Annotated in this window: 10 protein-coding genes; 5 read left to right on the top strand and 5 right to left on the bottom strand. The window is 41.0% G+C overall.

Annotated features, from left to right (window positions below; genetic code table 11):
• Positions 1 to 179 precede the first annotated feature (179 nt).
• On the bottom strand, positions 180 to 2021 hold the full coding sequence (locus tag WAE64_RS10190) for an exosporium protein (RefSeq protein WP_340236262.1): 1842 nt from the start codon (positions 2019 to 2021) through the stop codon (positions 180 to 182).
• 561 nt (positions 2022 to 2582) lie between these two features.
• On the opposite strand from WAE64_RS10190, the gene WAE64_RS10185 reads away from it, so the two are divergent.
• Positions 2583 to 4004 carry a serine hydrolase gene (locus tag WAE64_RS10185; RefSeq protein WP_340236261.1) on the top strand — a complete coding sequence of 474 codons (1422 nt, stop codon included), beginning with the start codon at positions 2583 to 2585 and terminating at the stop codon, positions 4002 to 4004.
• 254 nt (positions 4005 to 4258) lie between these two features.
• Positions 4259 to 4972: a hypothetical protein gene (locus WAE64_RS10180; RefSeq protein WP_340236260.1), complete on the top strand. Its 714-nt coding sequence runs from the start codon at positions 4259 to 4261 to the stop codon at positions 4970 to 4972.
• A 121-nt stretch (positions 4973 to 5093) separates the two neighbouring features.
• Here the strand turns inward: WAE64_RS10180 and WAE64_RS10175 are convergent, their stop codons facing one another.
• Entirely contained in the window at positions 5094 to 5468 is a 375-nt protein-coding gene (locus tag WAE64_RS10175) for a winged helix-turn-helix transcriptional regulator (protein ID WP_340236259.1), read from the bottom strand.
• Positions 5469 to 5593: 125 nt separating this feature from the next.
• On the opposite strand from WAE64_RS10175, the gene WAE64_RS10170 reads away from it, so the two are divergent.
• Positions 5594 to 6466, top strand: coding sequence for an SDR family oxidoreductase (locus WAE64_RS10170; protein WP_340236258.1), 873 nt, complete (start codon positions 5594 to 5596; stop codon positions 6464 to 6466).
• A 163-nt stretch (positions 6467 to 6629) separates the two neighbouring features.
• Here WAE64_RS10170 and WAE64_RS10165 read toward each other — a convergent pair whose 3' ends face one another.
• The 3 genes from WAE64_RS10165 to WAE64_RS10155 all read right to left on the bottom strand — a co-directional run bounded on the left by WAE64_RS10165 (position 6630) and on the right by WAE64_RS10155 (position 12528).
• Positions 6630 to 6977 (bottom strand): hypothetical protein, encoded by a 348-nt coding sequence (locus WAE64_RS10165; RefSeq protein ID WP_340236257.1) that lies wholly within the window; start codon positions 6975 to 6977, stop codon positions 6630 to 6632.
• A gap of 339 nt (positions 6978 to 7316) precedes the next feature.
• Positions 7317 to 8483: a glucuronyl esterase domain-containing protein gene (locus WAE64_RS10160; RefSeq protein WP_340236256.1), complete on the bottom strand. Its 1167-nt coding sequence runs from the start codon at positions 8481 to 8483 to the stop codon at positions 7317 to 7319.
• Between the two features lie 169 nt (positions 8484 to 8652).
• Positions 8653 to 12528 carry a M36 family metallopeptidase gene (locus tag WAE64_RS10155; RefSeq protein ID WP_340236255.1) on the bottom strand — a complete coding sequence of 1292 codons (3876 nt, stop codon included), beginning with the start codon at positions 12526 to 12528 and terminating at the stop codon, positions 8653 to 8655.
• 793 nt (positions 12529 to 13321) lie between these two features.
• Here WAE64_RS10155 and WAE64_RS10150 point away from each other — a divergent pair.
• Both WAE64_RS10150 and WAE64_RS10145 read left to right on the top strand, forming a co-directional pair.
• Positions 13322 to 13774 (top strand): MarR family winged helix-turn-helix transcriptional regulator, encoded by a 453-nt coding sequence (locus WAE64_RS10150; RefSeq protein ID WP_340236254.1) that lies wholly within the window; start codon positions 13322 to 13324, stop codon positions 13772 to 13774.
• A gap of 1 nt (position 13775) precedes the next feature.
• The gene (locus WAE64_RS10145) at positions 13776 to 15095 is read left to right on the top strand and encodes a TolC family protein (protein ID WP_340236253.1); all 1320 of its coding nucleotides are present in this window, start codon (positions 13776 to 13778) and stop codon (positions 15093 to 15095) included.
• Positions 15096 to 15204: the final 109 nt, after the last annotated feature.

Here is a 15204-nt window from a genome sequence, read left to right as displayed (position 1 = left end):
GGTAGTGAAGGTTTCGCCCAATGTCCACGATACCTGAACATTGCCAGTGGCTGTGTAACCTCCGGCAGAAGCTATTACCTGTGGGCTTACGCTTTGTGCCCACCCATTGCCAACAATTATAAATAAACCAATAATAAGATAAAAGCCTTTTTTCATAGTTTTTTAGTTTTAGTGGTTTCTTATTCCGTTTTTATAATAAAAGTATAAGCTATAATTGCCGCATCATTTGTCTGCCTGAACCTTACACTAATTTTATCAAGAGCTGATATACTCACACTACCCGTACTAGAGCAATTGTTAGCTGACCCTAAGGTATTGACAGAATTAGACAAATCACAGGTTAAAGCAGAAGCCGCCCCATTGACATATACAGTTATGGTTGAAACATTAGTACCTGATCCACCACCTGTAGTTACTATACTCGATACGTCTAAAGATTTTATTGTGCAAGAGTAAGGCATCACACTAAATGCCGCTGGCTTAGTTATATCTGTAATTGGATCTATAACCGCATTTATTGGTCTGGTATAATAATTTACACCAGTACCTAAAGGATTTACAAAGTTACCCAACATTGTTATTGACGTCGCAGAGCCTGATCCTGCTGCGCCAGTAGCACCAGTTGCACCCGTATTTCCTGTTGCGCCTGTAACACCTGTTGCTCCTGTATTTCCTGTTGCGCCCGTATCTCCAGTTGCACCTGTAACACCTGTCGGCCCTGTTGCTCCTGTATCTCCAGTTGCGCCTGTAACACCTGTCGGTCCTGTTGCGCCCGTATCTCCAGTTGCGCCTGTAACACCTGTCGGCCCTGTTGCGCCTGTATCTCCAGTTGCACCTGTAACACCTGTTGCGCCTGTAACACCTGTCGGTCCTGTTGCACCAGTATTTCCAGTTGCACCTGTCAGCCCTGTTGCGCCTGTAACACCTGTCGGCCCTGTTGCACCAGTATTTCCAGTTGCACCTGTTACACCTGTCGAACCAGTTGCGCCTTGAATACCCTGTGGCCCTGTTGCACCTGTCGAACCTTGAATACCTTGTATGCCTTGCGGCCCTGTTGCACCCGTATTTCCTGTTGCACCTTGAATACCTTGTGGCCCCGTTGCACCTGTCGAACCAGTTGCGCCTTGAATACCTTGTGCACCTGTTGCACCTGTCGAACCTTGAATACCTTGTATGCCTTGCGGCCCTGTTGCACCCGTATTTCCTGTTGCACCTTGAATACCTTGTGGCCCCGTTGCACCTGTCGAACCAGTTGCGCCTTGAATACCTTGTGCACCTGTTGCACCTGTCGAACCTTGAATACCTTGTATGCCTTGCGGCCCTGTTGCACCCGTATTTCCTGTTGAACCAGTTACACCAGTTGCACCTTGAATACCTTGTATACCTTGCGGTCCTGTTGCACCCGTATTTCCTGTTGCACCTGTCGAACCTGTTGCGCCTTGTATGCCTTGTGGCCCCATTGCACCCGTCGAACCAGTTGCGCCTTGAATACCTTGTGGCCCCGTTGCACCTGTCGAACCTGTTGCGCCTCTAGCACCGGTTGCGCCTTGAATACCTTGTATCCCTTGCGGCCCTGTTGCACCAGTTGCTCCTGTAGGCCCTGTTGCTCCGCCTGTACCGCTTGTTTCAGCGTATAAGGCATAAGGAACGCTCTGCATCTGGCTTGTGCCAAGGTTTACATAACTGCTTCCTCCGGCAGGGTCCATTTCAACCTGTAAAAATTTACTCCCAACAGCCCAATTGATACTTGCAAAAGTGTTGGTTAGCGGAGTACCTGCTCCTAAAGTAAGCGTAAATAAGCCTAGGGCATTGGTAGTGGTTGTATGCCGCTCTACATAAGCAATTGTGCCGCTAGAGCTACCTGTAAAAACGGTAAAACGCACGGCAATATTCTGATTTACTAATATATTTCCGCTGGCGTTGCGTGCAATGGCCTGATAAGGAATTCCTTGAGGAATTTGGGCATGAGACGCAGTTAAAAACGAGAAAAATACAAAAGTTAATAAATAGATGTGCTTCATAAGGTAAAGTTTTTAAATTATTTTAAATGGTTAAGTAATATGCTATAAGATAGTTGACAAAGTTAATAAAGAAGGTTTACGAACAAGTAAAAACTTTGAAAACTTATTAGGCGGCAACTTATTGTGAGATTGCGTGACAAATTAGCACACCTTACAAATAATGAGCAGGTGCTAATTCAATAGGAAATAATAAAAAGCAGTTTAACGAGTTTTCAGATATATTTTTAGCCTCACAACTCCTCCCTCGAACAAAATCCTTATACATCTGTAAACGTAATTTAACTATTATCTGAGCACCGCAAATAGCCCGTAAGTCATTTTTATTATTATAAGGTTTTTTTATTATTTTACGGTAAAGAAAAACGCCCTTGTCTCATTAAAGAGAAACTTATTTTTGATTAGATAAAATCAATTAAATAGCAATTTGGAGTTGAAAAATAAACTAAAACAGTATCAGTTAAAGGAGTAATCATCAAATTCAAAAATCGAAGTTCTGACAAGTTTCTGTAACCTTTCTGCACAAGCCAAGTTACCACGCAAAAATCACGTTTTAATTCATTTATGAAAAAGCTAACTATTGTATTAATGCTGCTTTGTCAGCTAGGATTTGCGCAATCAAAACAAAAACAGGTAGATGACTTTTTACTTCGGCAATTGCACGATTCGAAGATTCCGGGTATGCAGGTAGCCGTTGTGCAGAAGGGTAAAATTGTATTCAGCAAAGCCTATGGCATTGCCAACATTCAGGACAATGTACAAGTAGATAATAAAACTATTTTTGCCATTAACTCCTGCACCAAAGCTTTTACGGGTGTTGCCATAATGCAACTGGTTGAGGAGGGCAAGCTCGACCTCAACGCTCCTATTTCATCCTATATCGATAGCCTGCCTGCGCAATGGCAGCCTGTCAAAATTCAACAATTGCTTACGCATATATCAGGCTTGCCCGACATTCTGCGCATTCAAGAGCCTGCAGGTGCCAATAATGAAGCAAAAACATGGAAGAAAGTAACAGCTATGCCTATGGATTTCCCGACCGGAGAGCAGTTTAGCTACAACCAAACCAATTATGTATTGTTAGGCAAAGTGATTTCAAAACTCCGTGGAAAACCTTTCGCACAGGTATTTAAGGAGCAACAATTTGATGTGGTTGGTATGCCAAATACTGTCTTTGGCGATTCCCGTGATGTGATTCCACATTTTGCGCCAACTTATAGCTACAAAAAATATATGGATGGCTACCCACTTACCGAAGCCAAGCTCACTAATAATTATGCAGAGTTTGCACCGTCTCGTCGTACCGGCTCGGGTCTGAACAGCACCGCTGAAGAAATGGCTAAATGGATAATTGCCCTGCAAACAGGCAAATTGTTAAAAACCAAAGAAGCCCTGAAAACCATGTGGTTGCCGATAACCTTCAATAATGGCAAACCTACCAACTGGGCTTTGGGCTGGGGTGTAAATAAGTTTCGCCCCAAACACTGGGCCGTAGGCATGAGCGGCGGCGGTCGGTCGGCTTTTCTGGTGTACCCCGACGACGACCTGGCTGTAATTGCCCTAACCAATCTGGGTGGTTCAGCACCCGAAAACTGGTTGGAAGAACTGGCAGGCATCTACAATGCCGAGATTCCGGCCGCTGACCCTATCACTATGTTGAGAATTGAACTTAACAAACGTGGCTACGATAAAGCCCCTCAGATATTAGAAGAAATCAGAAAAAAAGACCCGACGCTTGTACCTGACGAAAACGAACTGAACGATTGGGCTTACAGAGTAATGGGAGATAGACCCAATGATGCCCTCGAACTTTTCAAAATAAATGTAGCATTATATCCCAACAGCTGGAACGTATATGACAGCTTAGGCGAAGCCTTGCTTAAAACGGGTAATAAAGCAGAAGCCATAAAAATGTATCAGAAATCGGTAGACCTCAACCCTAACAACAAGGGCGGTAAACAAATGTTGGAGCGGTTGAGTAAGTGATATTTATTTAGTAGCGAAATAGGAAAGCTCTATTTCGCTACTTTTTTAATTATAAGTGATAAAATGACTAACTCTACATTTACACAAATATGCTTCCTAACCTCAAAAGTCTACAAATCCCAAAAACCTCAAAAAAAATTACAACCAAACACCTGTTTTTTGAATCATAGTTATAAATAACCCAATTCAAGATTTCGTTCTTTAAATGCTTATATTTGTAATAGGTAGATGTAACGTATCGCTAAATAAAAACTATGAAAAACCTTGCCCTCATCCTCATACTTGCCTTTGCACTAGGGTGTAAAAAAGATGCCACTGACCCTACACCTATAGTTGGTAAAAGACTGTCAAGCGTAACAAGAGAAAATAGACCTTATATGACTTTCGAGTATCAGAAAGACGTACTGGTAAAAGAAAACTATTATATGATGTGTGAAACCAACCCGGCCGATGAGTTTGTATATGAGTATTCTGGCGGAACGCTAAGCAAGTTAAAAACAACTATGCGCAGTATTTACTCTAGTTTGGCAGCCTTGTGTGACCCTAAGGGGGGCATGAAACTAGAAGAGACTTTTACTTATAACAGTAAAGGGCAACTCACCAAAGTTATCAGAACTGATAACACTACTGAGTTTGTTTATAATGCAAAAGGATTGGTTGAAAAACAAATAATTGGCGGAGGAGAAACCCCCAGGGTAAGCACCTTCGAATATGATTCAAGAGGAAATCTTATTAAAGAAAATAACTTCTACGGCGGAACAACCCACTATACATACGACAACAAGATTAACCCTTATTATACCATCAACCAAAGGCCTCAATGGATTAGCCCTTTCAACAAAAGCCCTAACAATGTGCTAAAAGCAACAGGGAGCTATACATTTGAGCGCAGTTACAAATACGATGCCGACGGCTACCCAACCGAAGTACTAGAAGACAATAAATTTGTTTACAAATACAATTATTAAACCCCTACGGAAGGTGATTTAATAGTTATGCATAAATAGTGCAAAAAACTATTCATCTAAATGCATTTCTGCCATAGTAGCATGAGTCTTTTGTATTTTCACGATACGCTGTAATCCTAATTTAGCACTCATTTTGCATAATAGTTTTTCGATGCTTTAAGCCCCAATGCAGCATACTATCTATTACTGCCGATAAATCTTTGGCCGATTCAGTCATTTCATATTCTACCAGCACGGGAGTAGCATCGTACACTATCCGCTTTACCATGCCGTTGAGTTCAAGTTCTTTCAACTCTTTCGACAACATTCGTGGCGTTATCTTCGGAATATTGCGTTGTATCTCTGTAAAACGCTTAATTCCATAAGATAATGAAGCCAGAATCGGCAATTTCCACTTTCCGGTCAGTACATTCAGGGTATCGTTTATGGCCAATACAAATTGCTCGGGACAAGCCTTTGCTTCGGCAAAATCTACTATTCTTTTTGTTGCTGTCATAATTATTGAGATGCTTGCTATACAAAAGTATAGTGCTATACATTAGTATATTACTATATTTTATATAGCAAATATAAGTACTTTTGTGCCCATCAAAACAATTTATTTATAAAAACTTTCTGAACATGATTTTAGTAACAGGCGCAACAGGGCCTCTAGGCGCAACAACTATAGATTTTTTATTGAAAAAAGGTACTCCGGCCAATACCATTGCCGCATTGGTAAGAGACGAAGCCAAAGCAGGAGACCTAAAGGGCAAAGGTGTTACGATTCTGATAGGCGACTACGACAATTACGCTTCATTGGTAGCAGCTTTTAAAGGTATCGACAAGCTCTTTTTTGTCTCGGGTAGCGATGTAATGCAACGTGGACAACAACACGAAAATGTAGTGAAAGCGGCCAAAGAAGCAGGTGTAGGTCATGTGGTGTATACAAGCTTTATACGCAAAAACGAAACCGAAACATCGCCAATTTATATTGTAGCCAAAACTCACTTGGCAACTGAGGCAGCCCTTAAAGAAAGCGGGCTTACCTACACTATTTTACGCAATAATATCTATGCTGATTTATTACCTATGTTTATAGGACCAAATGTGCTTGAAACAGGTGTGTTCCTCCCAGCTGGCGATACTCCAGTAGCATTTACGCTACGTAGCGACATGGCAGAAGCAGCAGCCAATATCTTGAGCAGTACAGGCCACGAAAATAAAGACTATGCAATCTCGAATACCGAAGCAGTTACTTTTCACGACATCGCCAGAATCATCAGTGAAGCGTCGGGTAAAGCAGTAGGCTATGTAAGCCCTGAGCCTGCGGCATTTGTTGAAATATTGAAACAAGCAGGCGTTCCTGCTGAAATGCTGGGTGTAACTGCTGGCTTCGCAGAGGCTTTCAAACAAGGTGAGTTCTCATCAACCGAAACTGATTTAGAAACCTTATTAGGCCACAAACCAATCTCTGTAAAGGCTTTTTTAAGTGGGGTTTATGGGGGAAAGTGATTGCGTGAATAGATACCAATTATTTACTGTAATGCTACGTAGGGGTTCAAAATTTTGAACCCCTACGCATTGGGTTGCTCGTTCAATAAGTGTTAACCTATACAAAATCTTAGAAATAGTCGTTCAGAAACTTACAGGAACTATAACTTAACTCAGCCAAACGCTACTTCAATTTTTGTTTGTCAATAACTTCTTCTTTTATATAACTACGAACTACCTCATAGTTATCAATCGGTTCACCATCAAATATGTCGTCACTAAAGTCATGATGAACAGTTCTGTTAAAATATACCCTTGACTCTATCAATGGAAAATACTTTGGAGTCTCCGTAATCCAAAAATTGCCATAACCTCCCGAATATGCACCAACAGGTTTGAAATAAGCATTGAAAAGCCTTCCATCTACTGACTGATAATAAAAGGTGCGAAGTTTTGATATATCCCAGAAAAAGGTACTGACAAGGTTTAAACCTAATAGCCTCAATAAAGTTAACAGACAAAGAACATTCATTATTTTCAGTGATATTGTCAACCATAATTTATTTGTCCTTCTTTTAAATACAAATATCAACGTAATTATTGAAAGCACGATTGAAAATAGTATGCCAGTCCAAAAACCTACGAGCGAAATGTCAGTTAATAAAACTGTTGCAATATATACAGAAAAAAAAATGCTTAATACTATATGTTTCCACTGTTTCATGTATACATTGGTATTAAGTTTAACAACTCGCCTGTTTGAATGAATATGTATAAGTCACTACGTCAACCCTTCTCCGAACGACAGTCAATAAATATAACATCAATAAAATCCTGCCGGATTTTGACGATTTAGAAAATCGTCCCACATTTATTTATAATGAAACCCAGCAAAACGAATAAAATTGCCCCAGTCATAGGCGGTCATGTTATGAATGCCTTCTCTGTTATGGTAGCCTAGAATCGACTGTATGATAGGTGTATTAACTGCCGGAGGATTAGGACTTAATCCTGATTTTTTGCCGTATAATGAATAAACTTTCTGTGCCTCACTAATAGACATATAAGAGCCTACAGGGTCGGCCCATATATCTTCTGTGGCAGAGGTTGTGTAAACTGGTCGAGGGGCAATTAGTGAAATCAATAGATGTTGGTCTACGGGCAGGGCATCAGCATTATCGTTGAATCGCTTATAATTGTTATTGAACCAATGCGGAAAAGTAGTATTAATAGCCTTGATTGACTCGCCAACTTTCCTTCTAGCCAAAGCAGCACCCGTATTACCCGAGCAGCTAGCAAATATCATGGCAAAACGCTTATCTTGCGCTCCAGCCCATAAAGCAGCCTTCCCTCCTCTTGAATGCCCGACTAAACTGACTTTGTTAAAATCTATGTCTTTATTGGTTTTAAAATAATCCATAACCCTACTGGCAGCCCATGCCCAAGCACCAATGGCTTTCATGCCATTATCGGCATTTAGTTGCTCAGGGTACAACTGTAAAACACTATTCTGATAGGTGTCTTTGTTATCTGGGGCTGCATCGCTTATATGAAAAGCAGCAATAGCATAGCCACTGTCGATAGCCATTTCAGCAGGCCAAAACTCGCTCTTTACCTTGCGAGTTGGGTCGGTATTCTCTTTGCCCCTATTATTAATCAGCAAAAACACCGGTGAGTTTTTCGTAGCCTTAACAGGTATAAATAATATCAAATGAATCGTTACGGTTTTCTTGTCTTTTTCTACCTTAATATCTACTTCTTTTAAGTTTGCCTTGCCGTTCATAGCATTGGCTACTTCATTAGTGGTTTTATAGCTGATTTTATCGAATTTTTTAGGCATTTGCCCGTAGATATTGTCTTCAAATAAGGTCAATATTTCTGGTCGTCGCTTTTTCTCCCAGTCCGATACCTTGTCTATTGTTATTCCATCAATGGTTTTTAATGCATCAGGCAGTGGTGAAGTAGTTTCAATGGTTTGAGCATAGCTTTTTGTAATAACAAAAAGCAGAATCAAGCAAGATTTGAGTCGTTTTATCATAGGGTTGTTTATAAAAATGTGCGTTTACAAATCTATTCAAACTAGCGGCAAGAACAAAGGTAAAAGACGAGTAAATGTGAGCATAGCTTATTACCGTCAGCATAAAACAAAATAGGGATTCAAAATTTGAACCCCTATCCATTTACTACAAAAATCTATCTAACAAAAATCAAGGACAGTTCTCTATTTTGGCCATAAATATTTCGCTGCCTCCAGCCTGAAAACCGGGATTAAGTATAATGGCTTTAGCCGCATAATAATTTACCCCAGAGGCTACATTTGCCGTACTTGTAATAGTCTGCGAAGCTCTATAATTACCCGCTACCTGCGCACCAGTTACCACCAAATTCACATTGATTGTGGCTTGCACGGTTGTTCTGGCAGATGAACAAGCCCCAACCGTACAACTAACATAATAAGTAGTATTGGCCGATAAACTTGGTGTGGCATAAGTACCGCCGGTACCTACTGCAGTACCGCCAGTTGCTACTGTGTACCAGTTAATAGTACCACCTGCACAGCCCGTTGCTGCAAGCGTAACACTGCCAGCACCACAACGGCTTGCACCCGAAGCTGTTGGTACTGTTGCAATATTAACGGTTGCTACTGCTGCAACTCTGTTCGAAACACAAGCATTTAGCGTACAATTGGCATAGTAAGTTTTACTAGCCGAAAGGGCAGGAGTTGTAAAACTTGTTCCGGTAGCTAATGATGTGCCACCTGTTACACCATCATACCAGTTGATGTTACCACCAGCGCAGCCGGTTGCTGTAAGTGTTACTGTTCCGGCACCACAGCGGCTGGCTCCGGTTGTGGTTGGCAAGGTTACATTGGTTCGGGTAATAGTTGCTACTGACGAATTAGCTTGTGGGCAATCACCACTTTTTATCACTGCTCTATAATAAGTAGTTTGTGTTAAGTTCGAATAATTGAGGCTCGTTGTTGTATTAGAAATAGACACAACATTGCTCACAAAATTATCCGTCGACGACTCCCATCTGAGAATAGTACCTGTGTACCCACTTAAAGTAAGTGTACCCGAATTTGTATTTGAGCAAGCCGTTGTACTGCCCGCAATGCTTCCTCCAACGCTCGGGTTGTTAACAATAAATCGGGTCATAACACGGCAAGCCGATAAATTAGATGCATCGGCATAAAAATAGGTTGTGCCCGCAGTAGCAGTATTTGGCACCCCGGAGCCAGGCACACCAACAGGGTTGAACACGCTACCTTTTGCTAGAGCAGTGCCGCCAGTATTAGCAGTATACCACGTAACAATGTTACTAAAGATAGGCGCAGTAGCTCCTATCACAAAGCTACCTGTTGCATTCTGAGCGTAGGTAGTTACAACAACAATATAAGTGCTATCTTTAACCAAATTATAGGTAATTTTAGAAGCATAAAGCAATGCGCCACTATCATCATCACCAATCAGGAAATTATTCGCAGGCGCAGTACTGTTAAAAGAACTTTTGTACAACGAAAGATAAGTGTCGTATCTATCGGTGTTAATGGTTCCGTTAATCGTTTCGATAGATACAGAACCTGTAACCGGAGAGATAAAACTATAGGTATAATAACGATAATTTGTGCCACTTGCTCCATTATATGTAGTTACATTATCGCCTAATGGTCTTCTATATACAGGCGATAAACCTGTAAGTGTACCTGAAAAACTGCTGGAAACCGGATTTACGATTGCCAACCCTTCTCCAGCCGGTACAGTACCATTTTTACACACATTATAGGTATCAAGCGCAGGCACAGGCTCAGGATTCACTACTACTCTCACAGTTTGCAAAGCATTACAAGTACCAGGGCCAAGACTAAAATAATATAGCACTATTATTGGTTTATTGGTTGTATTAATCAATGATTCATTGATATTTGCCGAGCTTCCGCTCCCTGCTGCATTACTGATACCTGGTACAGCCGGGCGTGTCCAACTAAAGGTGGTACCTGCTACGTTGGTAGTAGCTGTATAAACAAATGGTGTGCGCGAACAAACGCTTAAAACTTTATCCGAGCTTAATGGTCTTTCTGTATATGGTGTAAAATCTTCTGTTACGATGCGGTCGTTGGTCGAAACTCCTGTTGATGCATTTATCCCCAAACCACGGCGGGCAAAAGCCTCCCATATTACACAACTGTAACGAGCATTAAATAACAGCGTATCAGCTTTCAGAATTGCGTTTCGGGCCTGAATCATACTTGGGCTACAAGGTTGCAAGGCAAGCCCCTGATTTACGAGTTTAAGTGCTGCTACATTGCCTAAAAGGCTATCGGTTTTGTTGATATTGCTTACAATTTTGTTATCAAACATAATTATTTTCCAGGTCATATCCCATAAGATAGTTGCCCATATAGACCCTATTCCATGCGGATTCGAAAATGAAATATTTCCTACCTGCCCGTAAGTTACATGAGCATTGTAAGTACCCATATCATGAGAGTATTTAAAACCTCTGATACCCACATCGGTGGTTTGCTGCCCTAGTACGTAAGTTCCGATGCTTACAGGTCTATTGGCAGAAACTGTATTAGGCTGAAGCGCCGCCCAGTTGGTTGTGAGCATCAGGCCCAGATAATCACTCCAGCCTTCACCGCCTTGCTCAACGTTTTGCAAGCATGATGAATTGGCAGGCCCACCTGTCAGACGTGTCGACCAGCCATGCCCGTATTCGTGTGCAATTACGCCGTTGTCAAAATCAGAGTCAGGCTGATAAGCCGGAGAACCACCCTGATTCCATAAAAACATCTGCATACGGCCGTTGATACCATCAATAGGCGGATAAAAATTTGCATTGTTCGTACCAGAGCCATCTTGTGCATCAGCATAAACAAAATCATTACCTAGCCCACCTCTGCTCATATTATCTTTCTGGAAATTCCCCGCCGTTTCGTTAAACCCGTATTTATACAATACATCATGAATCAGGTTATTCCAATAAAACAGATTAGTGATTGCGGCATTAAGGTTTGCATTAGCCGACCCTGTGGCATGTGTATAGGAATAATCAAACTCTAAAGTTGCCGACGAAGGGCTAAGACCAATGGTTAATTCATTATCATTTGCCCGATCTTCTTTGGCATATACGTTATTACCTCTGGTATTAGTATAATCGGTTGTGCCATCATTGTGCCAACCATTGGTGCTTCCGGGACCAGTGCCAGCAGGGGCAAATTTGGTATATGGGTTAGTTACCACTGTTTGGCTTCCATGAATCGGGCTCTCTACCGGATAATCGAACACCCGATAACTATTAGCTGCCACAGGTTGAAGAAAATTGATATTTTCTCTGGCTATGGCTGTTAAAGCACTTGCACCTTCGCAGGCATGCGGCGCTTGCTGATGCTCAGGCGTACCAAAATTACAGTGTATCACCATATCTTTTACTTGTACAACTTCGCCCGACTGCGCATTTACATGTACACTCCATACATTCTGGTGGTCTTTCGTCTGAATCTGAACCTGCCATACTAAGTCTATCTTAGAAATCCTTTGTCGGTTAATAAGAGTATCATAAGGAAACCAATAGAGTTTTACATTGATTTCGTCGTTCGACAATGCTGTGTTTCTATAAACAGCCTTGTCAATTTGTCCATTAGGCAATTTATTGGCACTCACTTCCTGAGTACTTACCGTACCTTTTGCTAGTTTAAGGTACGCAGCAGCTTTATCAATTGCCTCTGCCGGACTTAAGCCCAGGGTATTGGTAATAGCCGGAACCTTCGAGTTTATATTTGGCACAAAGGTATTACCAACGTTCACCACCTTGTCGTTTGAGAGAGTAACATTCAGAATGCCATTAAATACCTCGATTGCCTGGTATTTTTGTGCAAAATAAATGTGGTACAAGCTTGTTCCGGTTGATGGGTAAGCACTCGAAACCCCCATTTCTTCAATATCGGTTTTAGAAAGCTGAAACTGAGCTGCATTGGCTTGCAGATATGCTTTTGCATTTTCTACCTCTTTTTGGGCAAAAACTTGAGTAGAAAAAGTAATAGTAAGCATAAAAAGAAGAATTTTATTCAACTTTGGCATGTCAGAAAATAGTTGTTTTATCATATTAGCAAATTTATTTAACCACAAATATTTATTTAATTAAGTATAAAAACATTGATAACCAGATTTCTTAGCCAGCAAAAGAATTCTAAAGGAATTGGAAAGCAGAAAATAAGCGAAAAAAAACTTTATATGATACAGTATTGGTTCAGGGTAATTTTAGAACAAAAGCATTTAATAACAAGGCAGCATATCTGGTTTAGTTTAGTTTAAATGGCGTATATAGAGATGCGTAAAATTTTCCGACTATTTTACGGAGAAAAGCAAAAAAATCCTATAAAAATTTACTAAGCGGTTTTTTAAAACAAAAATTTTAATGTTGGGGTAAAATTGGCCGTGATTTATGATATATTCAGAAGTATTGTAATCGGTGTCAGCCTGCACCCAATTCAACTGCTTTTTCAATCAGTCGGTGTGTCAGTTTTTCTCTAAACAGCATTTTGAAACACACAAACGCTTAATAACTCACATAAAATTATGCCGGATTTTGACTATTAAAAAAAACACCCCACATCTCTTTTGCTTGCTTTCTTCTATTTCTAACGCCCCCTACTTCTAACTTTAACAACATTTTAATACAATCACACGACAAGCATCACAATAAAACACAAATCACTAAAAATCAACCAATTAACACATTAAAATATTTTAATTTCTGCTATCTCCTATCCTATTTTATCTTTTCAAAAAAACACCTAATCTTGGTATAATTACATTTTTAGCATTACTCGTTTGAACATTATTTGTTTAAACAAATATCACTATTACATTTGTGCATCTTTTCAAGACAGATATGGGTAAACAATATAAAAATCAATATCACGAACTAATAGCTAACCTGCATATTACAGATGGCTACATATTTAATTACTTCGACCAAAAGCTGGCTCCTTTCAAATTATCGGTACAACAATACGTAGTGTTGCGCCAATTACAAGAAGTTTATCCCGAAAGCCTGAATGCCGGAGAGCTAAAAAACAAAATGCACGAAATTAATTCGGACATGACCCGACTGACCGACCGCCTGATAAGCAAAAACCTTATTGTAAGAGAAACCGACCCACTTAACCGCCGACGGGTGAAACTACGCCTCACGGAAGAATCGAACGAGTTTGTGAAAAGGGTAGCTATAGAGTTTCAGAATTTTGAATCGATTGTCAGTCATCTCACCGACGACGAAGTAAAAACGTTAAACACACTTTTGACCAAAATCAGAACCAAATAAAATGAGAAAGTACATCACCGCCATTGGATTAAGCTGTCTGAGCATCGCAAGTGCTTTTGCACAGTCTGCCCCAATGCCTCTGAGCAAGGCTATTGAATTGGCCCTCCAGAATAACAAGGGACTCAAAGCCGCCGACTTACGCATACAAGGGGCCGAAGCCCGTGCGCAAGAAGTAAAAGACCGTAACTTACCACAAGCTAGCGCCTCGATTAGCTACTCTCGCTTTAGCCTTATCACACCCTTTGCTTTTGGTGAGGGTGAAGACAGCAAACCCTTGTTTGGTTTACCGAAAGGTGGTTTCAGCGCTACTATGGGAGGCTTGAGCATCAAGAAAGAATTGTTTGGTGGCTTTGCCGAAAAAGCAGCCCAACAATCGGCCGATTTATTGGCTAAAGCCAGCCGCTTAGATGCCCAACGCAACCGCCAAGAGCTGGTTTACACTGTTAGCGAGGCCTATTACAATATCGTGAAGTTGATACGCTCAACCGAGATTATTAATCAGAATATCAAACAGTTTGATGAGCGTGAGAAAGACGCTAAAAACCTAGAGAAAGAGGGGGTGATTTTGCCAAACGAGATTTTGAAACTGCAATTGCAGAAGCATAATCTGGAATTGAGCCGCTTGCAGGTAGATAAAGCCCGCCAGACAGCCCTGTTCAATTTCGGTTTATTGATTGGTGTTGACGATGCCTCAACTATCGCCATTGATACTACCTTAAATAATACTCCTGTAGCAATAGAATCGCTTAATAACTTTCTGAATCAGGCTGTTCAGTTGCGCCCTGAGTTACAGGCAAATGTTTTGCGTCAGCAATCAGCCGATGCACAACTGCGCCTTATTAAGAGTAATAAGTATCCACACGTGGGTTTATCAGCAGGGTATAATTATATAAACCCAAATGCCGCCCTTATTCCCGAAGCAAATACATTCATCAACGCATGGAATATCGGTTTGGGTGTTTCGTACAACATCGGTTCGCTTTATAACCTTAAAGGACGCATCAACAGCGCCAAAACAGCTATCAACGAGAGCATTTTGCATGGTCAACAACAAACCGACCAGATTCGCACTGAGGTAGTAGCGGCGTATCATAATTACGAACTGGCCATTGAGCAACAAAAAGTAATTCTGACGGCCCTTGAACAAGCACAGGAAAACTACCGACTAACAGACTCACGTTTCCGCAACGGCTTGGTAGGCTCAACCGAATTGCTTGATGCAAATAGTTTTTTGCTACAAGCCCAACTAAACCTGATTAACTCTAAAGTAGATGGCCAATTGGCGTATCAGAAGCTTATGAAGGCTACTGGAGGAAGATAAAAACAACCCCATCCCCGACCCTTCCCCAACAATGGGGAAGGGAGTTGAATTCAAGTTCCCTCTCCACTGTTGGGGGTGGGGTTAATAAAACATTTAAAAAACACATTAT

The organism is Emticicia soli, assembly GCF_037860775.1.
GTDB classification, from domain to species: Bacteria; Bacteroidota; Bacteroidia; order Cytophagales; family Spirosomataceae; genus Emticicia; species Emticicia soli.
This window is presented reverse-complemented; position numbering and strand designations above follow the sequence as displayed.